We start from the raw sequence: 25,585 nt of genomic DNA, 5'->3' as shown, positions 1-25,585 counted from the left end.
AAAAAAGGTAAGTCAAAAAAAGTCATATCAATTATTATTCTGGGCGTTAGTTTTCATTTAGCTTTGTTTACTCTTTTTGTCTATATAAATAATCAATAACTTAGTGATAAAATCTGTAATCACTAGCCCTAACTTGGGTTCTTATTACTCATGTAATGTGCGCTGTATGCAACGTAGTTTTAGCTTAACCTTCAAACTCCCACCTATACGGTCCTCTATTAAGTAACTTGTGCATTATTAGTCCCAGATACATTTAAACTGCACTAATTAATACAAACCTTGCACCAAAAAAGCACTATATTTGATTCTATTATTTACAAAAAACATTAATAACCCTATTAATCAGTAACTTATTTTTATGGCTAGGTTATTGCTTTAATAAAATACAAGTCCGTTATTTTAACGGCATAAATTTAGGTTGTTATGACCACAGGCAAAGAAGCCCGCTCGCAGTTACATGAATTTGTATCTGAGGCGGGCTTTTTTGTTTTTAAAATTTAAACCGTCACATTAAGGAATGCCTAATGCAAACCTCGCAAAAAATACTCATTATCGGCAATGGTATGGTCGGACATCATTTTGTTGAGCAAATGCGTCAAAGCGATGACAAAGCAAATATTACAGTACTTTGTGGAGAAGCAAATCTTGCATACGACCGCGTTTATTTATCAAGCGTGTTTGATGGCAAAACAGCCGCCGATTTAGCACTAACAACTTTAGATAACTATCAACAACTTAATATTAATGTGCATACTAAACAGTGGGTTGAAGGCATTGATAGAAAAAACAAAGTAGTAACCACTCAAACTGGCGATCAATACCCGTACGATAAGCTTGTACTTGCTACGGGCTCTTTCCCGTTTGTACCGCCAATTAAGGGGAACGATCAACCCCATTGCCTGGTTTATCGCACCCTAGAGGATTTAGAGCAAATAAAAGCCAGTGCCGCAGCCAGTAAAAATGGTGTAGTAATTGGTGGTGGTTTATTAGGACTTGAAGCCGCAAACGCCATTAAACAATTAGGGCTTGATACGCATGTTGTTGAGTTTGCACCGCAGCTTATGGCTGTACAGCTCGACGGGCAAGGCGGCACGCTATTAAAAAATAAAATAGAAAAACTAGGCGTTACTGTTCATACCTCAAAAGCAACCAGCGAAATAGTTAAAGGTGAAACTAGCCGCTTTAGATTAAACTTTTCAGACGGTACGTTTTTAGAAACCGACTTAATTTTGTTCTCTGCCGGTATTCGCCCTTATGATCAACTGGGCAAAGTGGCTGAACTAGAACTTGGCGAGCGTGGCGGCATTATTATTAATAACCAATGCCTAACCTCAGACCCTGATATTTTAGCTATTGGCGAATGTGCCTTGTGGGACAAAAAACTATTTGGTTTAGTGGCACCTGGCTACAACATGGCCCGCGTTGCAGCAAGCCAGCTAAGTGGCGGCAAACTTGAATTTTCAGGTGCCGATATGAGCACTAAATTAAAACTGCTCGGTGTTGAAGTAGGATCTATTGGCGACGCCCATGCAAAAACACCCAACTGCAAAGAGCTTATTTACCAAGATCCAATTAGAGACTGCTATAAAAAAATCATTCTAAATGAAACCGGCGATAAGCTGCTTGGTGCAGTACTTGTTGGCGATACTAGTGATTACGATACGCTACTGCAGTACATGTTAAACGACATGGCCTTACCAGAACATCCTGAGTGTTTAATTTTACCAGACAGCGCTGGCGCACCTTCATTAGCGGGCAGCGCCCTACCCGATACCGCCACCATTTGCTCGTGTCATAACGTGAGTAAAGGCGACATTGTGGGTGCTATTGATGGTGGCTCATGCGATTTAGCTGCTGTTAAATCGTGCACAAAAGCAGCCAGTGGTTGTGGTGGCTGTGCCGCTTTACTTAAATCGGTAGTAGATGATGAGCTAGCTAGTCGTGGTGTTGAAGTCAACAACCATGTGTGCGAGCACTTCGCGTATTCGCGCCAAGAGCTACTGCATATGGTTAAAGTAGAAAGCATTAAAACCTTTGATGATTTATTAGCTAAACACGGCAGTGGACATCATGGTTGTGAAATATGTAAACCTGCAGTCGCTTCTATTTTAGCCTCAACGTGGAATGACTTTATTTTAGAACCTGCCCATGTTGGCTTGCAAGATACTAACGACACTTACCTTGCTAATATGCAAAAAGACGGTTCGTACTCTGTAGTACCTCGTATTGCAGGCGGCGAAATAACACCCGACAAACTCATTGTCATTGGCCAAGTAGCAAAAGACTTTAACCTTTATTGTAAAGTGACTGGTGGACAGCGTATCGATTTATTTGGCGCACGTTTAGAAGAGCTACCCGTTATTTGGGGAAGACTCATTGAAGCTGGCTTTGAGACAGGCCACGCTTATGGTAAGTCTCTTAGAACGGTTAAGTCATGTGTGGGAAGTACTTGGTGTCGTTATGGTGTACAAGACAGTGTTGGCCACGCAATAGAAATTGAAAACCGCTATAAAGGGTTACGCTCACCACATAAATTTAAAATGGCCGTGTCTGGTTGTACCCGTGAATGCGCCGAAGCACAAAGTAAAGATATAGGTATTATTGCCACCGAAAACGGTTGGAACTTATATGTGTGTGGTAATGGCGGAATGCGCCCTCGTCACGCCGATTTATTTGCTACCGATTTAGATACAGCCACACTTATTAAATACATAGACCGCGTTTTAATGTTTTACATAAAAACCGCCGACAAATTACAGCGTACGTCTGTATGGATGGAAAACCTTGAAGGCGGTCTAGACTACCTTAAAAGTGTAGTAATAGACGACAGCTTAGGTATTTGCCAAGAGCTTGAAGAACAAATGGAACTTATTACTCAAACATACGCCTGTGAGTGGAAAAAAGCAGTAGAAAGCCCTGAAGCTTCTAAGCGTTTTCGCCAGTTTGTTAATAGCCCTAATCCCGATGACAATATTTTATTTGTACAAGAGCGTAATCAAATTCGCCCAGCTACAGATGCTGAAAAACGCGAACAACTAATTACTCAAAACCGTATTCCGGTAGTGGAACTTGAAGAGGAGCAAGCTGATGTCTTGGCATAGTATTGGAACAATCGACGACCTAGTTGCTAACAGTGGTGTATGCGCATTAGTTAATAATCAGCAAGTGGCTATTTTTTATGTACCACAAAACACACAAAGCGTGTTTGCCATTAGTAACTACGACCCAATTGGAAAAGCGAACGTATTATCGCGCGGTATTATTGGCTCTATAGAGGGAAAACTGGTTGTGGCTTCGCCGTTATATAAACAGCATTTTTGTTTAGCAACAGGCGAGTGCCTAGAGGCCGAAACAATACATTTACCGGTTTTTGATGCAAAAATTGAAGACGGTAACGTACTTATAAGCGCAGAGCCGAAAGTAATTAAAGCGGTTGCTTAAGGAGATTATTATGAGCGTGCTTTCTTATTTTTCGGGTATTGAAAATGGTTGGCTAAACAAATTTGTAAATAAACTTACCAATGGCGTTAAGCATACTCGCAAAGAGGGCAAAAACGGCCATGTTTATATTATTGGTGCTGGACCGGGCGATGCTGAGCTAATTACCGTAAAAGCGCAGCGTTTAATACAAACAGCCGACGTCGTTTTATATGACTGGCTTGTAAGCGAAGATTTACTAAAAACATTACCTAAAACAGCGCAGCGTATATTTGTAGGCAAACGAGCCGGTATGCATTCAATGACACAGGCCAATATTTGCGCCCTACTCGTTAAATATGCTCAACAAGGGTTAAACGTAGTACGTTTAAAAGGGGGCGATCCGAGTATATTTGCTCGCATAAACGAAGAGGCTGATGCGCTTACAAAGCATAATATTAACTTTGCGATTGTACCTGGTGTTACCACTGCATGTGCGGCCTCTGCCTATACAGGCATTCCGCTTACAGCACGTGATGTAGCGCGAAGCGTCACGTTTTTAACTGCCCAATTTGCAGACCCTAAAAAACTGCCAAACTGGAGCAATTATGCCTTTGTGCAAGGTAACAATAATCCAACTTTAGTGGTTTATATGGGCTTAGGACGATTAAAAGAGCTAAGTAGCGGCCTTCAATCGGTAAATTGGCCAAGTACCACACCAATCTCACTTATCGAAAACGCCACAACGAGTAAGCAAAAAGCAATTACTAGTACATTAGAAAATATAGTAAATGATCACCTTAGCCATAACCTGCAAGGCCCTACTCTTATAATTGTTGGAGAAGTAATAAACCATAAAATGGCTATTACCCCTGAGCTTTTAGTTCAAACGGTCAATACTTAATGCAGATTTAATACATAATGCACTTTTCGCGCTTATTTCCTCCCCAGGGGTAAGCGTGCTTTTTTATATACAATGTTAGCAGTGCAATATTCCCTTTTTATGCACCAAAAAGGGTAAATTTGTGTGCTCAAAATAAAGTGATTAATACTTTTTAAATAAAAATATAACCACAAGCGGCTGTTTTAGATTGATTTTAAAATCAATAGTTAATTTTTATTCATGATTGGAACAAGGGTTGCACTTTAAAAACAAAAAAGTGCGGAACAAAACCTATGCAGACAAGCAATCCTCTCACAAAACAGTTTTTACTAGCGGCAAAGTACCAAGAAATTCACGCTTTAAAGCAACTGCAAAATAGCTGTGCCTCGCTCACCAAGCTAGGTGATTTTGTGCACCAGTTACAAAAAGAACGTGCTATGAGCAACATCTTTTTGGCCTCAAAAAGCTTACGTTTTAGCAATGAGCTCACACAGCAAATACCCATTACACAAAGCGCTCAAGATACGTTTTATCATTCTCTTAAAACAACCTTTATATCTGATAATGCCGACCCGGGTCATTCAAGGTTATATAATTTAATTACTTACAGCTTACAGGCACTAGACGTGCTACCCGCTTTGCGCCACCAAATAGGCAGACAAAACGTAACGCCTGTACATTCAACTCAATCATTTACGCAACTTATAGCTAGCTTATTAAATATTATTTTAGAAGCTGCTGATGGTGCAAGCGATCCACATGTTACTCGCCTATTAGTTGCTTATTTTAATTTTATGCAAGGTAAAGAATACGCTGGCCAAGAGCGCGCCTGCGGAGCACAAGCGTTTGCTGCGAGTAAATTTACAGAAGATCAAAAAACGCAACTCGCTCATTTTGTTCAAGAGCAAAGCCATAGTTTTTCGTTTTTTAATGAGTACGCAGACGATCATTTACTTAAATGCTATACCTCATTGATAGAGCACCCTGTAAATAAACAAGTAGATAAGCTAAGAAGTTTGCTACAAAAACTTGATGACGAAAATGCACAGCCTTTATCGCAGCTTAGCGAAGTGTGGTACGAAGTAACCACAACGCGTATTGATATTATGCATAAAATAGAGCAAAACATTAGCGATCATTTAATCGACTCTGCTGCAATGCAAATCGCATGTGCACAACGAAAATTAAATTCCAACAAACAAATACTCAATACCTTAGAGCAACAATATATGCCTGCAACCGACGGGCAGCTAGCGCTTAAAAACAATGAACCTACTAATACAGCGGCAAGCAAGCTAAATAGTAATAAAACCATGTACGACTTAATTTTAGAGCAAAGCCAACATATTAAACAAATTAACCAAGCACTGGTTGATGCAAAACGAGTCATCACCGAGCAAAAAGTGATTCATCAAGCAAAATATATATTAATAGAGCAACTAAAAATAAGTGAGGAGCATGCCCATAAGCAACTTCAAAAACAAGCTATGGATTCACATAGTTCAATTTATGCGGTCGCGAACAAAATAATTGAACTTAATAATGCTAATTAAAGACGGGTTATAGAAATAAATGGGAGTGGCTAGCGATTAACCACAGCCATGAACATTAAAACTGCCTTAAACCTAAGTTGAGAGCTTTTTTTTAATCTTAGTTTGCCACTCAAGTGCAAGCTCAGGGAGTTCAAGTGCGGCTAATAATACGCTTTCATAATCTGGGTAGTGTTTATCAAAAAACGCCTGAAACAAGGTTTTTACTGAAATATTATGCTCAGCTTTATGCTCAATAGTAACTGCATCCCCTGTTTTAGCAATACCTTGCTCAAGCACTCTAAAATAAACACCCGTGTGATAATACTGAGTAAACAGTTTTAGGCTTTGTTTATTATTAAGTGCAATGGCAAGCTTAAAGCATGGCACACGGGGCTGGCTTACTTCAAGCAGTGCGCTGCCAACACGAATACGAGTGCCAATGTGAATGTTAGCTTCATCTAGATCTGAAATTGTAAAGTTTTCGCCAAAGGCACCTACTGCTAAATCATCATTTTTAAGTGTGTGTTTCCAATAATCATAGTGATTATGTGAAAACGCATAAACCGCCTTATCAATACCGCCGTGATTGACTAAATCGGCTTGTTCATCACCTATTATATTTAGCTTTTCAATGACAACAGGCTCCTTGGTTGGCGTTTTAAAAATACCGGTTTTGACCTCTTTGCCGTTATGCACAACCGTTTTTATTTTAGAGACATTGGTAGAGATTATATGCATTTATTTAATTGCATCCTGTTCGATACTTTGCCATTTACTCAGTGCTTGCTTGTCGCTTTGTTTAAACTCAACCCAGTTAGATGAATCTTTAAAATGCTCTTTTTTCCAAAACGTAGCGTGGTTTTTTAAGTAATCCATTATAAATTGTGCGCCTTCAAACGCGGCTTGGCGGTGGCGGCTGGTTACGCCAACAAATACAATCTGCTCACCAAGGGCTAAATAACCGACTCGATGAATAATGCTTATGCGGGCAAGTTGCCAGCGTGTTTGCGCTTGTTCGGCTATAGATCGCAGTAGATGCTCAGTCATTCCTGGGTAGTGCTCAAGCTCAAGGGCGATTACGTTATCGCCGCTACTAAATTCTCGCACCAGCCCTGTAAACGTCACTACGGCACCATCACTTTTGTTATTACTACAAAGTGCGTCATGTTGCTCGCCTACTGAAAAATCGTGCGTTTGTACGTTAATGCTTATACTCATTAGCCACCTGTCACGGGTGGGAAAAAAGCAAGTTCATCCCCTGCTTTTACAAGCTCATCGCTTGATGACATAGTTTGATTAAGCGCACACAATACATCACGCTCTTCAAGCCATGCCTGCCAATGCGGGTTTTGCTCAACCAGCATGTGTTTAAACGATTTAATGCTAAGGGTATGAGCTATATCAACGGTTAACTTATCGCACTTTAGGCGTTCTTTAAGTTGGCCAAAAAAGAGTACATTTACATGCCCTGCAGCTGCATTCGTATTATTTAAATTAATCTCGCTGCCAGCTGCCATGCTTGCCTCCTGCTTTTTGCGTTACGCGCATACCGTGTATTTCCATGAGCGGATCGGCAGCTTTACACATATCAAATAGTGTAAGGGTCGCCACTGATACTGCGGTGAGCGCTTCCATTTCAACGCCCGTTTTGCCCGCCAATTTACAGTAGCTGGTGACTTTAATTTGGCTATGTGCTTCATCAAGTTCAAAATCAACGGCTACTTTACTCAGTGCCAGCGGGTGACAAAGCGGAATTAAATCGGCGCACTTTTTGGCGCCCTGAATACCTGCAATGCGGGCAACGCCTAGCACGTCACCTTTTTTATTTTGATTAAGCAACACTTGCTCAAAAGCGTGTTTGCTCATTTTAATATAGGCCTCGGCAGATGCATCGCGCAGAGTAACCTCTTTTAGCGATACATCAACCATGTTTGCTTGGCCATTTTCGTCTACGTGGCTCAGCATATTATTGCTCTCGCGATTCGCATTTTTTACCAATAGTAATATGCGGGGCAAAGTTACATGGCTTGTGCATTGAGTCTAACTGATCTTTTATAATACCTGTCCAGGCTGTTTTACATGCGCCCGTAGAGCCAGGCATACAAAAAATAACGGTGTTATTGGCAAGGCCTGCCAACGCACGCGATTGAATAGTTGAGTTACCTATTTCGCCGTACGAAATATGTCTAAATAGTTCTCCAAATCCATCTACGCTTTTATCAAATAACGGTGAAAATGCCTCTGGTGTTGAGTCGCGCTCGGTAAAACCCGTACCACCGGTTACTAAAATAGCGTGAATGGTGTCATCGGCAATCCACTGCGATGCAACTGCTCGCATTTGATAGACATCATCTTTAACTATGTCTTTATCCGCTAAGTGATGGCCTGCCTCAGTTAGCGCTTTAATTAAATAATGGCCTGAGGTATCCGTAATTTCATCGCGTGTATCGCTTACTGTCATTACGGCAATGTTTAATGCTATTTGTGACTCAGTTGTGTGGCTCATAGGGTTCTTCTTAATAAATTAGGTTTATGTTGGTCAAATTGCTCGTTAACAGCTTTAAATTGCGCCGGTGTATTGGTATTAACAAGTGCGTGCGCTTTATTACATTTTAGCGTTTGCACACCAATACTACGGGTAAACTGTTTAATTGATTTATGACTATTTGCGTTTATGAGTAATTGTTTTAAATGACGTTTAACGCTTTGGGTGTTACGAATATACAGGGGTAACGGTTCATTTTCAAAGTGCCACGCATGTATTTGTGGCTGATTTGTTTGAAAGTGGGAATTATCGCTCCCTGCAGATGCAATTTGCGATAATAACGTGCAAGTAAGCAATGGCATATCAACAGCGGTTACAAGTATATCTTGCTCTGTTGCCATTAAGGTTGAATAAATCCCGCCAAGCGGGCCAGAATCAGGGTATATGTCAGGTATATATTGCCCATTAGCACTTTTTACATTACGACTTATAAGTACATTACTAGCTCCTGCAGCTTTTAATAATTCACATGCATTTTGTAGTAATGTTTTATTTTTTAAAATGAGATTGGCTTTATCGCTGCCCATTCTGGATGATTGCCCTCCAGCGAGTACAACCCCTGTAAACACTGTTTTATTACTCATATTTAGCCGCCTAACATAGCTAAATGGGTTGTGGCGCCCGTTAAGCGCTTATCAAGCTCATGGCTAATAGTTTTATTGCCCATTGCTGCTTGAATAGCGTTTACAGTGGCTGGCGTATCTTGCTCATTTAAGTGCGGGCGTAAGTCTATTCCCTGCTCAGCAAATAAACATAAATGTAGCTTACCTAATGACGATACTCTTAATCGGTTACAGCTTATACAAAAATCTTTACTGTAGGGCATAATTAAGCCAATGCGGCCCTCAAAATCGGGGTGACAAAACTCCTCTGCAGGCCCGTTTAATTTACCTCTCACTACCTGTAACCAACCTTGTGCTAAAAGCTGCGTTTTAACACTTTGCCCGCTTAAATGATTTTGTTCAAAAAAGGTGGCGCCATTGCCTGTTTCCATTAATTCGATAAAGCGTACCGTTACTTTTTTATGCTTCACCCAGTCTAAAAAATCCTTTAATTGGTTTTTATTAAACTGCTTAGCCAGCACTGCATTTATTTTTATATCTTTTATGCCGAGCTCAATTGCCCGGTCTATCCCTTTTAAAATATGGGTTAGCTTGTCGTGTCCTGTAATTAATTTAAACATGCTTGGGTTTAAGCTATCAATACTAATGTTTAGCGCATCTAAGCCAGCATTGTAAAACTCATCAATTTTATTAAATAAGTTAAAACCATTCGTTGTTATGGCTACTTTTTCTATGCCTGGCGTGTTTTTACATTGCTTTATAATATCGGTTACATCACTGCGTAAACACGGTTCGCCACCTGTAATACGCACTTTTTTTGTGCCGAGTTGCGCAAACGCATTTACTAAGGTGTTTATTTCGCTTTTATTTAAAAAGTTACGCGGGGTATCGCACTGATACCCGTTTGGTAAACAATAGGTGCAACTAAAGTTACACACATCGGTAATTGAGAGGCGCAAATAGTTAAACTGCCGACCAAATTGATCATTAAGCATATGCTTCCTTGGTGTTTATATTATTTTTTCTAAATAGCACTTTAAATGACAACCGCAACATCAATACTGTTAGCGTTTTTTGTACCATGTTGCTTTATTAATTGGCTTAACTGCGTTTTACACGAACCACAGTTAGTGCCGCATTTTAATTTAGACCCCAACTGATCCACTGTATTTGCACCACTTTTAATGGCATTTATAATGGGCTGCTCACGTACTTTAAAGCAACTACATACTTGTGCGCCTTGAGTAAACTCTTCATCGGGCATGGCGTACAGCAATGACTGTAATTGACTAAAGGTTATTAAAGGCTCTGCAAATAAATAATTTATCCACTCAAGTGATATGTCTTTTTGAGCAGGTGAAACTACCGCAACAAACACTAACTGCTCGTTTTGAATACATTGAATATGCATTGCTTTTGCACTGCCCATTGCCGACCACTGCCCTTGTAACCCTGTAAGGGTTTGGCAATAATAAAGTAAGTCATTTTGTGTTTCATTAAGTGCTAACTGGTAGTTAACACTATTACTTGCGTTAACTTTAAGCCAAAAATCACTGGTTATTTTAAGCTCTGTTTTGCTAAAAATTTGCATGTACTGAGCAAACTGCGCTTTAACTAAATCAACGGCACCATGTTTGCACTCAGCTTGGCCCGAAATAGGGTCTACAACCGATTGATAAAGCCCACTTACCGTAGCGGATGAGGCAAATTGCTTGTTCCAGTGGATAGGCATAAAACACTCACCTTTACGCACGGCATCCGTTATTTTTGCATGAGCTGTAACCTGCCCAGTTTTAGCATTGGCAGTTATTAAATCGTTTGCTTTTATATTTAGTCTGCTGGCATCAATGGGGTTTATTTCAATGTATGGGCGGGTTATATGAGTAGAAAGCGCTGTACTTTTTCCGGTGCGGCTCATTGTATGCCATTGGTCGCGTATTCGCCCTGAGTTCATTACAAAAGGGTAATCGCTTGATATTTGCTGCACAGGAAGTTTGGGCGTTATAGGTATAAAGCGGGCTTTTTTATCTGCTGTGCTAAATTGTTTATTAACAAAAACCTGCCCGTTTTTATATGGCTCATTTTTTAGTACCGGCCACATAACGGGTTTTAAGTTATCGTATTGCTGCTGCGAAAGCCCTACTAAGGCTGATAAATTTAATAGCCTATCACCATTATTTTCAAAATCAGTAAGTTGCGCCCATTCTTCAAAAATGCCACTTGGGTCTGTAAAGTCAAATCCTTCAAAGCCCATTTTTTTGGCAACTAAGCACATTATTTGCCAATCGTTTTTAGCTCCTGAGAAAGGCTCAACTAGTGGGCGTTGCCTTGATATTCTGCGTTCTGAGTTAGTCACTGTGCCGTTTTTTTCTCCCCATCCGGTTGATGGAAACGCCACATTAGCAAATTTTAGCGTATCACTTTTGGCAATACAGTCAGACACAACCACCAGCTCACATTGCTCAAGTGCATTTTGTATTGCTGCGTTATTAGGTAGGCTCACCATAGGGTTGGTTGCCATTACCCAAATAGCTTTTATTTTTCCTTTGGCGATTTCATCAAACATATCAATAGCATTACACCCTGCTTTTTTAGCTATTGTTGGTGATTGCCAAAAACGCTGCACTAACTGTTGATGCGCTTCGTTTTCAATGTCTAAATGTGCTGCTAATTGATTTGCTAAGCCACCTACTTCACGCCCCCCCATTGCATTAGGTTGCCCAGTTATTGAAAACGGGCCACAGCCAGGTTTTAACAATTTGCCCGACGCTAAATGCGCATTTATAATCGTATTACACTTATCAACCCCTGAGCTTGATTGGTTAATACCCATTGAATAAAAACTAATGGCGGTTGGACTTTTTGCAAATAAGGCGTAAAAGTCACTGACTAGCTGCGCGTCGATATCACAAAAGTCACTTACCGCTTTTACACTCCACTTTTTCGCCTCTGCAAGCGCTGTTTCAAAGCCATTTGTATGCTCGTTAATAAATTGCGTATCTAAATAGTTATGTTCATTTAAATAATTAAGTAGGCCGTTATAAAGTGCCCCGTCGCTGCCTGGTTTTATATTTAAAAAGGTATCGGCAAGTTCGGCTGTATCGGTTTTTCGCGGGTCAATAACCACTACTTTCATGTTTGGATTAAGCTTTTTTGCGCGCTCCATACGCTGATATAGTACCGGATGAGTCCAAGCTGCATTCGAGCCAATTAAAATAAGTAGCTCAGTTTGCTCTAAATCTTCGTAGGTGCATGGCACTACATCCTCACCAAACGCACGTTTATAACCGGCAACCGCAGATGACATACACAGCCTTGAGTTTGTATCTATATTGCCTGAGCCTATGTAACCTTTCATTAATTTATTGGCAACGTAGTAATCCTCAGTGAGTAACTGCCCCGATACATAAAACGCAATCGATTCCGGCCCATGCTCTTTAATAATGGCGTTAAATCTATTCGCAACGTATTTTGTTGCAGCATCCCAACTGGCAGGCTCGTTATCAATAAGAGGCGACGTTAAGCGATTATCACTGCCGGTGGTGTCAAGCAAATGCGTGCCTTTAACACACAAGCGGCCAAAATTAGCGGGGTGCTCGCGCGTGCCTTCAAGTTTTGTTGGGGTATTATTTAATAATGAAATATCAACCCCGCACCCTACACCACAATAAGCGCAAGTGGTTTGTTTAAGCAAAGGCGTGTTTGAACAAGTGTTTAAAGTTTCCATACTGCTCTCATATTGTTAGCGTTAAGCGCTCTGTGATACAGGTTCATCTACAGGGATAAGGGTGGCTATTTTATTATTAAGTGCACTACTAATAACGCTTTGCACTAATTTTTCACAGCCTCCACAGCCAGTACTTGCTTTAGTTGCTTGCTGCACATCACTTAAATCGCTGCAGCCTCGCATAACAGCGTGTTCAATGGTGTGTTTTGTAACCTTGTGGCACGCACAAATAATGGCATCACTTGGTAAATCATCAGCACTTAGCTCACCAGTATCTCCTGCAAGCGGCATTATTAAAGACTCTGCGGGCACACTAAGCTCTATACTATTTAAGTGATACTGCAATAAGTTATCGTATTCGCTGGTATCGCCAACAAGTACAGCACCTATAAGTTTGTTGCCTTGCTCATTAGTGACAACTTTTTTGTAAATACCGTTTGGCTGATCTTCAAAGTAATAGCTAATTGCGCCTTCACTGCGTGCATGGGCATCACCAATTGAGCCCACTTCAACACCCATTAATTTAAGCTTAGTGCTCATATCCGCGCCGCTAAATTCATCAGTATTGTTTGAATAGTTGCTTAAAGGTGTGTTTGAAGCTGTACTTGAAGAAAGCTGTTTTAAAACATGCCCTGCCGCTACTTTTGCCATCGCGTAGCCCGGTGCTACAAGGCCAAAAATAAAGTTATTCCAAAGGGCGCATTCGCCTATTGCGTATATGTTTTTATCACTCGTTTGGCAATGGTTGTTTATTACAATGCCGCCGCGCTCACCTAATTCTAAATTAAACTCGCGAGCTAAATTATCGTATGGGCGAATACCGGCTGAAAATACAATCATGTCGGTTTCTAGGGTTTGCCCCCCCTTAAAGCACATTTTATAACGGCTGTTTTCACCTTCAATAATTTGCTCTGTAGCCACTGAGGTATGCACTGTAACGCCGAGCTCGGTAATTTTATTTTTTAGTAACCGCCCACCAGCACCATCTATTTGTACGCCCATAAGCTGTGGCGCAAATTCTATTACATGGGTTTGTAAACCTAGCTGCTTTAACGCATTTGCAGCTTCTAGCCCTAATAAACCGCCACCAATAACCACACCGATTTTACTACCTTGTGCTGATTTTTTTATAGCGTGTAAATCGTTAATGGTTCTGTAAACTAGGCAATGCTCACGATCTTTACCTGGAATGGGTGGCACAAATGCAAATGAGCCTGTTGCCAGTATTAGCTTGTCGTACGCAAATGATTCGCCTTTTGAGGTAGTCACCGTTTTTGCATCACGGTTTATATCAACCACTTTAGAATGAGTATGAAAACTAACTTGCCAATCTTGGTAGGTTTTACTACAGGTAAGTGCTAAATCGTTTTCGGTTTTGCCTTTAAAAAATGACGAGAGCTGAACGCGGTCATAAGCGAGGCGGTCTTCACCACTGAGTACTGTAATATCAACATTTTTGCTATCACCTTGTTGCGATACTAGCTGCTGTACAAAATGATGCCCGACCATTCCGTTTCCTACGACGACAACACGCTGCTTGCTTGGCATTAAAATCACCTGTTTGATTTAAAGTACTAAATGCATAAATTAATACTTCAAACGTATAATTTGTTATGTAGTTGTTATAGCAATATGCAAGCCAGATATATAAATAATATATTTCAGTAACTTAACCAAATTGGTGCAGTAAAAAAGAAGTGAAAGCACCACAAGCTGGCGCTATTGCACCAACTTGTAACGCTTTAAATTATGAGGGCTAAAATTTAGCACTTACCCACACCCATAGCTTTTGGGTATCGACTTTGCCTGCCGCGCTATCGCCTGCTGAATAATCGGCATATTTAGCGCCTACGGCATAGGTTTTATTAATAGGCTTAACATATTGCACATTGAGCTCTGAGCCTAAATCATCAACTCCATTGACGCTGTCGCTTGCATCAAAGTTGTGATAAGCCACTAACCATTTACCGTCAAAGGCTTTACCATTTAAGCTAACATAAGTGTCATCAAGTCCTTGTGATGGGGTTGCTAAAAACGTATCAGCCCAACCATTAAATTTATGCATTGTGGCAAGTGGCGTAGCAAAACCATAATCGCCATTATCAGAACCCAGTGATTCAACACCGGCTTTTAATGTTACGGTTTCAATGCCTAAACCGTCTAAATCAATACCGCCTTCAAAGGCATAATAATCAGCGTCAAAATCACTCATACTCGTTGATGCAGATTGCGTGGCGTACTCTGCTTTGTAGTAAAATTTAATGTCGCTGAGCGTTTTATTACCATTAAAAGAAATACCGTAGGTATCTAGGCTGTCATCATCTACTGCGTCGTTACTTAATAAATAACTGTATAAAACTACCTTACCTACGCTTGTTTTAAAACTTGCATTGATCATGTGATCTGATGAATCAATATCTTTGCTATCAGCAAATATACGGTTGCGCTTGCTTATGTAGCTATAGTGCAAGTTAATGTCGTTAAACGTGTAATTTACTGTTGCAGCATCAAAGGTCTGTCTGTCTTGCCTAAAGCCAACGTGGCCCACAAATCGTTGTCCATCAAGCGCTATTACTTGCCTACCCACTTTAATTGATAAAGCATCTTTCGCGTATTTTATAAAACCTTGATCCACTTCTGTGATTTCTGGGTCGGCTATTACTGAGTAATTAGTATTTTTACCCAATGTATTGTTGTAATCGTCTACACCTAACACGCTTCGGCTGTCTTCAACTTCAATAAGTGCAGAAAAACCATTCACTTCATCTGTTTTATGGGTAAGGCGTGTTCGTAGCGTTAAGCTACTTGCATCTTTTAACGCGTTATCTTGCTCTGCGCTTTCAAAACGCAGTCTGAAGTTAAGATCGGTTTGCGCTGCAACACTAATTGAAGGCGCAGTTAAGCTACCCAGTATAAAAATAATAGGTAAGTTTTTTTTATGATTTAACATGTTTATCTCTTAATTTTTAATTATAAGTACACACACCAAGGCTATAAATAAACACAACGAAATACTTTTCCAGACTAAAACCGGATCGCGTTTCATTATTGAGTATTTCGGGGCGGTACTTTTTAAATGTGGATTAGGTTTATTGATATCGCTTATAAATTCAGAAAATGCGTGGTATCTGAATTCGGGTTTGGGAGCCAATGCTTTCATTAAAGCCTGATCTAACCAAAACGGGATATCTGCTCTGTGTTTACGAATACTTGTGTATTGCCAGTGACTGTAATCTTTTGGTACATGATTATGCGCGAGTGGCTGATACGGCAATTTTGAACATAATAATTCGTACGCAACAACGCCTAGCGAAAATAAATCACTTTTAAAATCGGCATGCATAGTGATAAGCGTCTCTGGTGCGGTGTAATCTACCGTACCTTGCGGGCAATCATCAGTAATTTGCTTTACCGACTCATCCATAGCCGCAACACTTACCGTGCCATAATCGATTAATGTTACTTTGGCGTGAGCGTCTATCATCACGTTATCGAGTTTTAAATCGCGATGCACCATATCCAAACGCTGAAACGCTCTAAGTGCTTGCACTATTTGTTCAATAATACTGCGCACTTGGGTAATTTCTGGATGCGGCACATCATGCTTCCAATCACTCAGTGTTTGCCCGTCCATGTATTCGCAAATATGATATAAAAATCGGCTTTGCGATTGCGTATTTAAAACTTTCATTACATTGGGGTGATTAATACGTTGCCCTACCCAGCCTTCTCTTATAAAGCCTTGAAGGTAGTGCACATCGTCTTCAAAATTTACCGAAGGCGCTTTTAATACAACAGGCGGCGTATCGGGCGTTTGTTGCACTAAATAAATGTGCGAGCGGCTACTAGCGTGTAATTCGCGGATAACAGTAAAGTCATCAATTTTTTGGCCAACCTTTAACGGTGGCGGAATTTTTCGCCTAGTTAAAGAGTGATATAACTCGTCTAAATTTTGTTTTGCAATACTATTCACTTTTACAAGTAGGCAGCTTACGTTGTCGTCACTGCCTCTTGCTATGGCAAGCTCTGTCACTGCTTTTGCTGCGTGCTCTAAATTAGTATGCTCATCAATTAGCTTTTGTATATCACTGTATGGCAACACATCGTGTACACCATCACAGGTAAGTATATAAATATCATCCGCTTTAAGTTCAACTTCGTATACATCAATTTCTTGATGGAGCTGCGCGCCTAAAGCTCGCGTTAGGGTATCGTTTACTTTATGGTCGCGTGTTATCGCCTCCATACTTTTTGCACGTAAACGCGTAATTCGGGTATCACCTAAATGAAAAATATAACCCGTAGCCGATTTTAAAATAAGCGCTGTAAACGTGGTCATCCAATCTGCTTGGCGCTGGCCAAGGTGATTATAGTTAACCGATTGCGAATACAGCCACTGATTTAAACTGGCCAATACCTTAGATACCGACTTTTTAACGGCCCAACTTGGCGGTGTATTTAAATACTCATTTATAAAGTGCGTTACCGATAACTGTGACGCCTGTTTAGCATTTTTTGCTGATGAACACCCATCGGCCAAGCAGGCAATAACCCCTTTTGACTCTTTTTCTTGCGCTTGAGTATTAAGAGCAGCAAACGCATCTTGGTTTTCGGTTTTTATACCTTTGCTACTGTGCCCACCAAACTCAACGTTAAGTTCGTTTGTAAGTGCGCTGGCTTTTTGGGTTTCATCAAACATAAATATGCCTTAAGTCACAGAAATAAGTTCAACGGTGCCATCTTCGTTTACTTCTGTGATGTGGCCATCTGGTTCTTTCATAAACAACAAAGCACCTAAACCTAACAATGCGCTTGCAGCGATAATCATAAAGAAGGTTTGGTAATCAACTAACGAGAGCGCCGTTAAATATACAACAGCCCCTACATTACCGTACGCACCCGTCATACCTGCAATTTGACCCGTTAAACGGCGTTTGATAAGCGGCACAGCCGCAAATACAGCGCCTTCCCCTGCTTGCACAAAAAACGAACACGCCATGGCAGCTGCAACTGCAAGCCAAAGCGGCCAGCTAGCGTCAACTAAGCCCATAACAAAATAACCTACAGCTAAGCCTGTGGTAAGTACAATAAGCGTTTTACGACGACCCATTCTATCTGAGATCCAACCACCACCAGGGCGAGAGGCTAAATTCATAAATGCATAGGCTGATGCAAGTAAACCTGCGTACACCATATCAAGGCCAAACACCTCACTAAAAAATAATGGCAACATAGATACAACGGCAAGCTCTGAGCCAAATGTTGTAAAATAAAGAATATTTAAAACTGCCACTTGTTTAAATTCGTAACGATGTGATTCTGGAACAGGTTGCTTAAAAATATGGCCGTTTATGTCATACGTTTTATACACTTCGTAAAGATAAAGCAGCACCAAAAATACATATGTACCAATAACAAAGTTTTCTGAAAGTAAGTTTGCGCCAGTAGGCGATAATTTCCAAGTAAGTAGTGCTAAAGCACCGTACATAGGTAGCTTCATTATAAGAAGTAGTACAAAGTCGCCTTTACTCGTTACTTCCATAGCTCCTACTTTTTTAGGCTTAAAGTACGTGCCACCTTTTGGCGTGTCAGTTACGTTTACGTACCATATAACACCAAAAATTACACTTAACACACCCGTCAAGCCAATCGCGTAGCGCCAACCATCATCACCGCCAAACATAAGCGCGAGTACTGGTAACAACATAGCAGCCGCCGCCGAACCAAAGTTACCCCAGCCACCGTAAATACCTTCGGCTGTACCCAACTCATTTGCCGGGAACCACTCGCTCACCATGCGAATACCAACAACAAAACCCGCACCAATAAAGCCAAGTGCAAAACGCGCGATAGCGGCTTGCTCAAACGTAGTGGCCAATGCAAACATAAAACACGGAATACTACACGTAATGAGTAAAGCCGCATAAACAATACGCGGCCCAAATTTATCGGTAAGCATACCCACCACAACACGCGCAGGAATGGTTAGTGCTACATTTAAAATAAGCAGAGTTTTTACTTGTGCCATAGTAATGCCTAGCGAACCCGCTATAGCGCCTAATAATGGCGCATGGTTAAACCAGACAAAAAATGAGATAAAAAACACCATCCAGCTTAAATGCAGTATTTTCATTTTTCCGCTAAACGATATGAGATTAAACCCAGTACTCGGTTGCATGTTATTTTTCCTTAGTTACGTTTGTAGTTATTTATAGCAGTTACTACTTTATTATTAATTACACTGCTACATTTGTTAATTTCACGTTAACCATACTGAGCAATTAGTGAGCCAATAATTTATTTTATTAAAAATCATTGACTTATGTTTTTCCTAATTCGTTATAATTTTCATTTGCACTGTTAAGGTAATCAATGTGAGCACTAACAGTGCAATTACTTTTAACCCCGTTCTTGCCCACATATTCTAAAAATTGCTATTGTGTATAAAAATAATGAGAAGCCGCTAATGACTAAACCAGCCCTGACTTACCAACAACAACTGCGCTACTCGCGTCATATAATGCTGCCTAAATTAGATATAGAGGGGCAAGAAAAAATATGGCAGTCTCATGCGCTCATAGTAGGCTTAGGTGGTTTAGGCTGCCCGGTTGCACAGTACTTAGCAGCATCAGGAGTAGGAACCTTAACGCTTATAGATAACGATGTGGTTGATGCGACTAACTTACAAAGGCAGGTGCTTTATAAACAAACAGACGTAGGTCGCTTAAAAACGCATGCTGCTAAAGCACAGTTAGCGAGTCTAAATGATGAAATAGATATACATACAATTGATGTATTTTTAGATGAGCAGTCAACGCTTGACGAGCTATTAAATAATATTGATATAGTAATTGATTGCTCTGATAACTTGCCTACACGTAATTTACTCAATAGCGCCTGTTATAAAACAAAAACACCGCTCGTTTCAGGCTCTGCAATTAGAATGGAAGGCCAAGTTGCCTGTTTTACAATGCAGCAAAATAGCCACTGCTACGCGTGCTTATCGCAGTTTATGTCTGATCAAACACAAAGCTGCTCAGAGTCGGGCGTGCTATCACCCATTGTAGGATTAATTGGCAGTATTCAAGCCACAGAGGCACTAAAAATACTTGCGGGTTTACCAAGCGGCTTGAGTGAACACTTATTGCTGGTGGATGGGCTCAGCATGGAGTTTAACCGCTTTAAAATCCCTAAAAATAGCCAGTGCCCCACGTGTAGTCAATAACTCGGGTTTTGATTATTTTACTCTAGGTTATGAATAGCGGCGTAAAGTGTATCGCCTAATTTGTAGCTACTTTGCTCACATAGCCTTTTAGAGTGCAAACAATACAAGGTTTGCCCATCAATATTTAACGCAAGCTGCCATGAGCCGTTAATAAGGTCTGCATTAACAAGCACCCCCACTAAAACATTACTGTTATTTACATTTACTGGCCTATCGGCACTGACAGATATTTGCTCACACTCTAATATCAGTTTACTTCCTTGCTCCACAGCGCTGGGTAATGCAAATAGCTGCTGTTCGCTTTCGTGCAGTTTAAGCTGATACACGCCGTATTTTTCGTCAAATTTAATTATTTGAAAGTTAATTAGGCTCAGTGGTGTTTGTTTATTATTAGCGTAAATAGCTTTAGCCACCAGCGCACTTGGGCCGTGATTAATTACCTTACCATTATTAAGTTGCACAAGGGTATCGCAACAAAACAACAACTCCTTTAAAGAGTGGCTCACGAGTATAAATTTAATATTATATTCTGCAGCAAGCTCACTAATTGTTGAAAGTGTTTTAAAGCGCAGTGGCCAGTCAAGAGCGCTAAATGGTTCATCTAAAATAATAAATTTTTGCCCTGCTAATAATGTGCGGGCAAACACAACACGTTGGCGCTCTCCGCCCGACAAACTATGTACATCGCGCTTTAATAATGGTTGTAATTCAAGCGCCTCTATTACTTTTTGCTCGGTTAAATCAGTTCGCCTATTAGTACAATGCGTTTGTGTAAAGGCTAAATTACCTGCCACATCTAAATGCGGAAATAATGGGCAAGACTGAACCTGTAGTGTTACCCCGCGTTGCTCAGTCGGTAAGTGATCAACTTGCTGGTGATTTATATAAACACTCTGCTCGCCCTCAAGGCCACTAATACAGCGCAGTAATGTCGACTTTCCTGAACCTGATGGGCCAAAAACCCCAGCAATAGAAAACGATTCAAGGTGAAGCTTTATATCTAAATCAAAATTATTAAGTGCTTTAAATAGGGTTAATTTAATCATGTTATTGTTTAACCCCCACTATGCTTTTATTAAATTTAAATAACAGCACTAAACAGGCAAACGAAATAGCGAGTAAAATAAGCGAAAGCTGATGCGCAGCTGCATAGTTTAACGATTCTACATGGTCGTACAAGGCAATAGAAACCACTTGAGTTTCTCCTTGTATGTTGCCACCAATCATAAGTACTAAGCCAAACTCCCCCAATGTATGCGCAAAACCCAATGCAAACGCACTACCTATACTGGGTTTTAATAACGGCAAAATTAAATAAACAAAGCGTTTAAAGTGGCTTAACCCCAGTGCTATTGCAGCTTCATTATAGGTTTGATTAATTTGCTTAAACCCTGCAACTAAGGGCTGCATTACAAAAGGAAGAGAATAAAAAAGCGAACCAATAACCACCCCCTGAAAACTAAACGCCAGCTGCGTGCCTGTTAACCAAAACCAAAACTGCCCAACTGCATGCGTGGGTGAAAATAAAACAAGTAAGTAAAAACCAAGTAAAGTCGGTGGAAGTACAAGCGGCATTGCAATAAGCGCTTCTAAAAACGGTTTAAATTTACCTTTGTACCCTGCTAACTTATATGCAACAGGAATACATAAAATAAGCAGCATCACAGCGGTTATAAAAGCTAACTTTACCGTTAACCACAGCGCTGTTAAATCACTTTGAAGCATTGCTATCCTTTGTTCTATACCCTAATTCAACAAGCTTTTTTTGTGTGTTGCTGGTCATTAAAAAATCCATAAGCTTTTGAGCACTCAATATTTTTTTACTCGTTTTAATAATCACCCCCTGTTGAATAATTTCGGGGTACTCACTCGGTGGAATTAACTTATACGACAAATATTGAGGATCTTGACTGGTATTAAACGCCATTTTTAATGTAGAAACAGCCACTATCCCCACTGACGCATTACCACTTTGAACAAACTGAAAGGCTTGCGTAATGTTATTCCCATATACATAACTTATTGGCTTTTTAAAATTGGCATTAGCGTAAAACTCAGACGCTTGCCCATAAGGTGAAAAACGCGGGTTAGCTATAGCTACTTTTTCGTTTAGTTTATTAGCATTGGGCTGCCATACAGCAAGTTCACCGAGCGCATAAGTAACTAATGTTCTTTCACTAGCAAACCCCTCTTTGATTAATGCTTGCGGGCGCGCATCGTCAGCCGATAAAAACACATCAAACGGCGCACCATGCACAATTTGAGAATATAAAACCCCACTCGATGCTGCTGATATTTTTACTTGTATACCCGGTATTGGGGAGTCTTGTAGCAAGGTTTGTAGCACAGCTTTAAAATTACTTGCCACCGCAACATGTATTGTTTCTTTTGCGTTTAACATGTTTGAAAACACGCAAACACCCAACAAAAAATAACCCAGCCATGTATTGTAAAGCTTTGACATTGTAAGTATTGTTTTAAAAAATGATTTAAGTAAGCAATATATATGAACGATGTTTGCAATGCACCCGGTTTATTACCCATAGAAACCGCAATCAGTAATATGTTGGACGCAATTAGCTTCAATAAACTCACCGAAACAATACCTTTAATGAGTAGCGTTGGCCGCATTTTAGCTACTGATGTTAAATCAACAATTAATGTGCCCGCTCATGATAACTCGGCAATGGATGGTTATGCACTGTGTATCAGCAACGGCCTTACCACCTACAAACAAGTAGGCAGTGTATTTGCTGGGCAAACCTTCGACAAAACGCTTAATCCTGGCCAATGCGTAAGAATTATGACCGGTGCAGCATTGCCACCTGGTGCTAACGCCGTTGTTATGCAAGAAAACGCCACTGTTAATAACGATGAAATTACTTTTTCAGGCACTATTGAGCTCAATAACAATGTCCGTTTTGCTGGTGAAGATATTGCAGTAAACAGTGTGGTATTAAAAGCAGGCAGAAAGCTCAAAGGTGTAGATGTAGGGTTATTAGCCTCTATTGGCATAAATAAAGTAAACGTTTACGAAACACTAAAAGTAGCCGTGTTCTCAACTGGTGACGAACTAATAGAGCCGGGTAATACCTTATCTGCAGGCGCTATTTTTGAAAGTAACCGCGCTGTTATTATTAGCGAACTTAATAATCCCAATATAGAAGTTATTGATTTTGGTATTATTGCTGATGACAAAACCTTGATTAAAAACACCTTTTTAAAAGCGAACGAGCAAGCCGATGCCGTTATTAGCTCAGGCGGTGTATCGGTTGGTGAAGCCGACTTCACAAAAGAAGTATTAAACGACATTGGCGATATTCACTTTTGGAAAATAGCCATGAAACCAGGCAAACCCTTTGCCTTTGGTAAATTGCCTAACAGCTACTTTTTTGGTTTACCTGGCAACCCAGTTTCTGCCGCTGTGACGCTTGAGCGACTTGTAAAACCAGCATTGACTAAACTGTCGGGCAATGAGCATAAAGCCACGCTTCGTTTAAAAGCAGTCACAACTCAGCAAATTAAAAAGCGCCCTGGCCGTACAGATTTTCAACGTGGTATTGCAAGTAACGATGAAAACAATAACCTTGTTGTTAAACCTGTTGAAAAACAAGGCTCAGGTGTACTGTCGTCACTCAGTAAAGCAAATTGCTTAATTGTAGTCCCTGCACAAAGTGGCAACATTGCACAAGGCGAAACCGTTGAAATAGAACTGCTGTAATACCAGCGAGCAATAATACAAAAAGCCCAACTAGGTGTTCACCTTGTTGGGCTTTTTAATATTAGTTTTTAAAACTAAAGGGGGTTTAAAACAACGATTCAAAATCACCATTTGGAAATAAAACACCCGGAATACCACGAACAGCGGTAACCTCAGCAATTTTTGTATCACCAAAGTATAAGCCGCCACTGTAATTACGACCCGCTTGTTTTACATCTAGCCAGCGACCGTACTCACCTTTAGCAACTAAGCTAATATTGCCATTAACATCGCGAATACGAAGATCTAACGCTTGCCCTTGAGCACTCACATATATATCTGTTGATGTTAGCTCTGTTAAATTATCTACAGCACCCACATAAGCAAATTTAAAATCGTTGGCAGCACTTAGCGGAAAATCTAATTCAAAGGTAAATGCTAAATCATCATTTTCTTCACCAATAAAGGGTGACGATTCAATTGCAGTAATATGAAACGCGGTATTTTGAATATCACTTTCATAATCACCTTGAAAATTAAAAGACGATAACGTGTTAGACACCTCTGCAAATGAGTCTACAAAACGATTTAAATTTAATGACAAATCCCCTGCCAACTTACCATTAGCCTTATTAATAACAACATCTGTAGTAAGCTGGGCAATACCTGTATCAGCGTCTGGGTTTGTTTCGTTTACCACCTCAATACCATCAAACTGAATCAGTAACTCGCTAACATCAACACTCAGTATCGTTGCACCATTGGTTACCGTAGCACTCATTACCCCCTCAATTTTATTGCCTAACACACCACTTACTCTAAAAGTAGGGATAGATAAGTCTATGCTGATCGGTAAGTCATCGTAGGTACCCGTTATAGCCCAAGTATAAGGCGATTTGCTGTAATCAATGTCTAAATTTCTAAGCGAATATTGCCCAGCAGGCACTGAGTCATCAGCCAGCGGAGAATAATTTGTTATTACCTCGTTGAGCGCATTAATAAGTGCAGTCAGTGTTGCTTGGGTATCTTCATCAAAAGCGCCCTCAAGTTCAGCAAACTTAGCATCGATTTCTTCTGAATAGCTTTTTTCTTGAAGCCTTGTCACACCAATAATGTTTCTAACATCAACAAGCAACTCTCTTGACTCTAAGCTTTGTGCTTCGCTTACACGTGGCACCCACTGTTGATAAGTAGTTACACTCGCAATTGTTTGGTTTACTTGGCCTGCAACGTTAGGTAATAAGCCATTTCCCTGTTCATTAAACAGATTATCGGGAATGTATTGAGCAGCTAATTGGCTGTAATCTTGCCATGCTTGCTGTTCAGTATCATTACTAGAAAAAGCATTAAATGCCGCATCTACATTAAATGTACTGTCGGCTACACCTGCAATAATAGCGGCATACGTAAATGCATTTGTGACCATTTCAGCTTCAACACTTGCTGTAAGGTTACTGTGCGTTAAATGATAAAACGGCGTGGCCGATAAACTAGCTTTTGCTGCACTTAAGCCGGCATCAGTGATAGCGGTACTTAATGGAGAAAAATACACCGCGTTCACACCAGGGGCAATAAACGCATCGGCCTTATAATTTAATGTAACAGCCGTCGGTTCTTGAAAATCAACTAAGCGGTTGCCGTTTAAATCATTAGGGTCGTCACGCACAGTTCTGCCACAACCGGTAAATCGCGGACATGGGAGCGACGTGTTATCAGGTATAAATTCAAAACGGCTATAAGCGAGTGGTGTTACAGTAACACTAAAGGTATTAATATTATCAACGTCAATTGATTCTTGAATAACCCCTTCACTATTTAAAATATTGAGCGTACCCTGCGGCGACTGCCAATTAGCTACAAAAAAACGTGCTGTTGAATTAGTTGTAATTTGAGTTAAAGCCACGTTTTCATTGTTATCAGTACTCGAAGATGATCCACCACAACCCGCTAATGCTACTGCAACCCCTAAGGGTATAATTTGTTTTAACATCTT

General features: G+C 40.4%; 22 protein-coding genes. 6 read left to right on the top strand and 16 right to left on the bottom strand.

What is annotated here, in order from left to right; translation table 11 throughout:
* Positions 1–524: 524 nt before the first annotated feature.
* The 4 genes from nirB (at position 525) to KZZ04_RS10830 (ending at position 5,853) form a co-directional block, all read left to right on the top strand.
* Positions 525–3,101 carry a nitrite reductase large subunit NirB gene (nirB, locus tag KZZ04_RS10845; RefSeq protein WP_219422740.1) on the top strand — a complete coding sequence of 859 codons (2,577 nt, stop codon included), beginning with the start codon at positions 525–527 and terminating at the stop codon, positions 3,099–3,101.
* On the top strand, positions 3,088–3,441 hold the full coding sequence (gene nirD / locus KZZ04_RS10840) for a nitrite reductase small subunit NirD (protein ID WP_219422739.1): 354 nt from the start codon (positions 3,088–3,090) through the stop codon (positions 3,439–3,441). The genes nirB and nirD overlap by 14 nt, the downstream gene beginning before the upstream one ends.
* Before the next feature lie 10 nt (positions 3,442–3,451).
* Positions 3,452–4,321, top strand: a complete 870-nt coding sequence (gene cobA, locus KZZ04_RS10835; protein ID WP_219422738.1) for a uroporphyrinogen-III C-methyltransferase — start codon at positions 3,452–3,454, stop codon at positions 4,319–4,321.
* A gap of 272 nt (positions 4,322–4,593) precedes the next feature.
* Positions 4,594–5,853, top strand: a complete 1,260-nt coding sequence (locus KZZ04_RS10830; protein ID WP_219422737.1) for a nitrate- and nitrite sensing domain-containing protein — start codon at positions 4,594–4,596, stop codon at positions 5,851–5,853.
* Between the two features lie 72 nt (positions 5,854–5,925).
* Here the strand turns inward: KZZ04_RS10830 and KZZ04_RS10825 are convergent, their stop codons facing one another.
* The 12 genes from KZZ04_RS10825 to KZZ04_RS10770 all read right to left on the bottom strand — a co-directional run bounded on the left by KZZ04_RS10825 (position 5,926) and on the right by KZZ04_RS10770 (position 18,845).
* On the bottom strand, positions 5,926–6,570 hold the full coding sequence (locus KZZ04_RS10825; RefSeq protein ID WP_219422736.1) for an MOSC domain-containing protein: 645 nt from the start codon (positions 6,568–6,570) through the stop codon (positions 5,926–5,928).
* Positions 6,571–7,050: a molybdopterin synthase catalytic subunit MoaE gene (gene moaE, locus KZZ04_RS10820; protein ID WP_219422735.1), complete on the bottom strand. Its 480-nt coding sequence runs from the start codon at positions 7,048–7,050 to the stop codon at positions 6,571–6,573.
* On the bottom strand, positions 7,050–7,349 hold the full coding sequence (locus tag KZZ04_RS10815; RefSeq protein ID WP_219422734.1) for a MoaD/ThiS family protein: 300 nt from the start codon (positions 7,347–7,349) through the stop codon (positions 7,050–7,052). The genes moaE and KZZ04_RS10815 overlap by 1 nt, the downstream gene beginning before the upstream one ends.
* A complete protein-coding gene (moaC, locus tag KZZ04_RS10810) occupies positions 7,327–7,797 on the bottom strand; it encodes a cyclic pyranopterin monophosphate synthase MoaC (RefSeq protein ID WP_058428759.1) in 471 nt (156 codons plus the stop codon). Before moaC ends, KZZ04_RS10815 begins: the two co-directional genes overlap by 23 nt.
* Before the next feature lies 1 nt (position 7,798).
* Entirely contained in the window at positions 7,799–8,338 is a 540-nt protein-coding gene (gene moaB / locus KZZ04_RS10805; RefSeq protein WP_058405471.1) for a molybdenum cofactor biosynthesis protein B, read from the bottom strand.
* A complete protein-coding gene (locus tag KZZ04_RS10800) occupies positions 8,335–8,961 on the bottom strand; it encodes a molybdenum cofactor guanylyltransferase (RefSeq protein ID WP_138681538.1) in 627 nt (208 codons plus the stop codon). Before KZZ04_RS10800 ends, moaB begins: the two co-directional genes overlap by 4 nt.
* Before the next feature lie 2 nt (positions 8,962–8,963).
* Positions 8,964–9,935 carry a GTP 3',8-cyclase MoaA gene (moaA, locus tag KZZ04_RS10795; protein WP_219422733.1) on the bottom strand — a complete coding sequence of 324 codons (972 nt, stop codon included), beginning with the start codon at positions 9,933–9,935 and terminating at the stop codon, positions 8,964–8,966.
* Positions 9,936–9,976: 41 nt separating this feature from the next.
* Positions 9,977–12,667, bottom strand: a complete 2,691-nt coding sequence (locus KZZ04_RS10790; protein WP_219422732.1) for a nitrate reductase — start codon at positions 12,665–12,667, stop codon at positions 9,977–9,979.
* A 21-nt stretch (positions 12,668–12,688) separates the two neighbouring features.
* A complete protein-coding gene (locus tag KZZ04_RS10785) occupies positions 12,689–14,215 on the bottom strand; it encodes an FAD-dependent oxidoreductase (protein WP_219422731.1) in 1,527 nt (508 codons plus the stop codon).
* A gap of 208 nt (positions 14,216–14,423) precedes the next feature.
* On the bottom strand, positions 14,424–15,617 hold the full coding sequence (locus KZZ04_RS10780; protein WP_219422730.1) for an alginate export family protein: 1,194 nt from the start codon (positions 15,615–15,617) through the stop codon (positions 14,424–14,426).
* Between the two features lie 9 nt (positions 15,618–15,626).
* Positions 15,627–17,366 carry a bifunctional protein-serine/threonine kinase/phosphatase gene (locus KZZ04_RS10775; RefSeq protein WP_219422729.1) on the bottom strand — a complete coding sequence of 580 codons (1,740 nt, stop codon included), beginning with the start codon at positions 17,364–17,366 and terminating at the stop codon, positions 15,627–15,629.
* A gap of 9 nt (positions 17,367–17,375) precedes the next feature.
* Positions 17,376–18,845 carry a NarK family nitrate/nitrite MFS transporter gene (locus KZZ04_RS10770; RefSeq protein ID WP_219422728.1) on the bottom strand — a complete coding sequence of 490 codons (1,470 nt, stop codon included), beginning with the start codon at positions 18,843–18,845 and terminating at the stop codon, positions 17,376–17,378.
* A gap of 288 nt (positions 18,846–19,133) precedes the next feature.
* Between KZZ04_RS10770 and KZZ04_RS10765 the strand changes: the two genes are divergently transcribed.
* Entirely contained in the window at positions 19,134–19,892 is a 759-nt protein-coding gene (locus KZZ04_RS10765; RefSeq protein WP_219422727.1) for a molybdopterin-synthase adenylyltransferase MoeB, read from the top strand.
* A 17-nt stretch (positions 19,893–19,909) separates the two neighbouring features.
* On the opposite strand, the gene KZZ04_RS10760 is transcribed toward KZZ04_RS10765, so the two are convergent.
* Genes KZZ04_RS10760 through modA form a run of 3 tightly spaced genes read right to left on the bottom strand, consistent with a single transcriptional unit; the run spans position 19,910 to position 22,356 of the window.
* A complete protein-coding gene (locus tag KZZ04_RS10760) occupies positions 19,910–20,938 on the bottom strand; it encodes an ATP-binding cassette domain-containing protein (RefSeq protein WP_219422726.1) in 1,029 nt (342 codons plus the stop codon).
* A gap of 1 nt (position 20,939) precedes the next feature.
* The gene (gene modB, locus KZZ04_RS10755) at positions 20,940–21,617 is read right to left on the bottom strand and encodes a molybdate ABC transporter permease subunit (RefSeq protein WP_219422725.1); all 678 of its coding nucleotides are present in this window, start codon (positions 21,615–21,617) and stop codon (positions 20,940–20,942) included.
* Positions 21,604–22,356: a molybdate ABC transporter substrate-binding protein gene (modA, locus tag KZZ04_RS10750; RefSeq protein ID WP_219422724.1), complete on the bottom strand. Its 753-nt coding sequence runs from the start codon at positions 22,354–22,356 to the stop codon at positions 21,604–21,606. The genes modB and modA overlap by 14 nt, the downstream gene beginning before the upstream one ends.
* A gap of 42 nt (positions 22,357–22,398) precedes the next feature.
* Between modA and glp the strand changes: the two genes are divergently transcribed.
* A complete protein-coding gene (gene glp, locus KZZ04_RS10745) occupies positions 22,399–23,613 on the top strand; it encodes a gephyrin-like molybdotransferase Glp (RefSeq protein WP_219422723.1) in 1,215 nt (404 codons plus the stop codon).
* An 85-nt stretch (positions 23,614–23,698) separates the two neighbouring features.
* Here glp and KZZ04_RS10740 read toward each other — a convergent pair whose 3' ends face one another.
* Entirely contained in the window at positions 23,699–25,582 is a 1,884-nt protein-coding gene (locus tag KZZ04_RS10740; RefSeq protein ID WP_219422722.1) for a hypothetical protein, read from the bottom strand.
* Positions 25,583–25,585 lie beyond the last annotated feature (3 nt).

It is taken from the genome of Pseudoalteromonas sp. CR1, assembly GCF_019392235.1.
GTDB lineage: Bacteria > Pseudomonadota > Gammaproteobacteria > Enterobacterales > Alteromonadaceae > Pseudoalteromonas.
Note: the sequence above shows the minus strand (reverse complement) of the source record. Positions and strands in the feature narration are given on the sequence as shown.

Excerpts from the sequence above, each read along its gene's own strand:
- nirB (WP_219422740.1), top strand. The coding sequence starts at position 525 with ATGCAAACCTCGCAAAAAATACTCATTATCGGCAATGGTATGGTCGGA.
- nirD (WP_219422739.1), top strand. The coding sequence starts at position 3,088 with ATGTCTTGGCATAGTATTGGAACAATCGACGACCTAGTTGCTAACAGT.
- cobA (WP_219422738.1), top strand. The coding sequence starts at position 3,452 with ATGAGCGTGCTTTCTTATTTTTCGGGTATTGAAAATGGTTGGCTAAAC.
- KZZ04_RS10830 (WP_219422737.1), top strand. The coding sequence starts at position 4,594 with ATGCAGACAAGCAATCCTCTCACAAAACAGTTTTTACTAGCGGCAAAG.
- KZZ04_RS10825 (WP_219422736.1), bottom strand. The coding sequence starts at position 6,570 with ATGCATATAATCTCTACCAATGTCTCTAAAATAAAAACGGTTGTGCAT.
- moaE (WP_219422735.1), bottom strand. The coding sequence starts at position 7,050 with ATGAGTATAAGCATTAACGTACAAACGCACGATTTTTCAGTAGGCGAG.
- KZZ04_RS10815 (WP_219422734.1), bottom strand. The coding sequence starts at position 7,349 with ATGGCAGCTGGCAGCGAGATTAATTTAAATAATACGAATGCAGCTGCA.
- moaC (WP_058428759.1), bottom strand. The coding sequence starts at position 7,797 with ATGCTGAGCCACGTAGACGAAAATGGCCAAGCAAACATGGTTGATGTA.
- moaB (WP_058405471.1), bottom strand. The coding sequence starts at position 8,338 with ATGAGCCACACAACTGAGTCACAAATAGCATTAAACATTGCCGTAATG.
- KZZ04_RS10800 (WP_138681538.1), bottom strand. The coding sequence starts at position 8,961 with ATGAGTAATAAAACAGTGTTTACAGGGGTTGTACTCGCTGGAGGGCAA.
- moaA (WP_219422733.1), bottom strand. The coding sequence starts at position 9,935 with ATGCTTAATGATCAATTTGGTCGGCAGTTTAACTATTTGCGCCTCTCA.
- KZZ04_RS10790 (WP_219422732.1), bottom strand. The coding sequence starts at position 12,667 with ATGGAAACTTTAAACACTTGTTCAAACACGCCTTTGCTTAAACAAACC.
- KZZ04_RS10785 (WP_219422731.1), bottom strand. The coding sequence starts at position 14,215 with ATGCCAAGCAAGCAGCGTGTTGTCGTCGTAGGAAACGGAATGGTCGGG.
- KZZ04_RS10780 (WP_219422730.1), bottom strand. The coding sequence starts at position 15,617 with ATGTTAAATCATAAAAAAAACTTACCTATTATTTTTATACTGGGTAGC.
- KZZ04_RS10775 (WP_219422729.1), bottom strand. The coding sequence starts at position 17,366 with ATGTTTGATGAAACCCAAAAAGCCAGCGCACTTACAAACGAACTTAAC.
- KZZ04_RS10770 (WP_219422728.1), bottom strand. The coding sequence starts at position 18,845 with ATGCAACCGAGTACTGGGTTTAATCTCATATCGTTTAGCGGAAAAATG.
- KZZ04_RS10765 (WP_219422727.1), top strand. The coding sequence starts at position 19,134 with ATGACTAAACCAGCCCTGACTTACCAACAACAACTGCGCTACTCGCGT.
- KZZ04_RS10760 (WP_219422726.1), bottom strand. The coding sequence starts at position 20,938 with ATGATTAAATTAACCCTATTTAAAGCACTTAATAATTTTGATTTAGAT.
- modB (WP_219422725.1), bottom strand. The coding sequence starts at position 21,617 with ATGCTTCAAAGTGATTTAACAGCGCTGTGGTTAACGGTAAAGTTAGCT.
- modA (WP_219422724.1), bottom strand. The coding sequence starts at position 22,356 with ATGTCAAAGCTTTACAATACATGGCTGGGTTATTTTTTGTTGGGTGTT.
- glp (WP_219422723.1), top strand. The coding sequence starts at position 22,399 with ATGAACGATGTTTGCAATGCACCCGGTTTATTACCCATAGAAACCGCA.
- KZZ04_RS10740 (WP_219422722.1), bottom strand. The coding sequence starts at position 25,582 with ATGTTAAAACAAATTATACCCTTAGGGGTTGCAGTAGCATTAGCGGGT.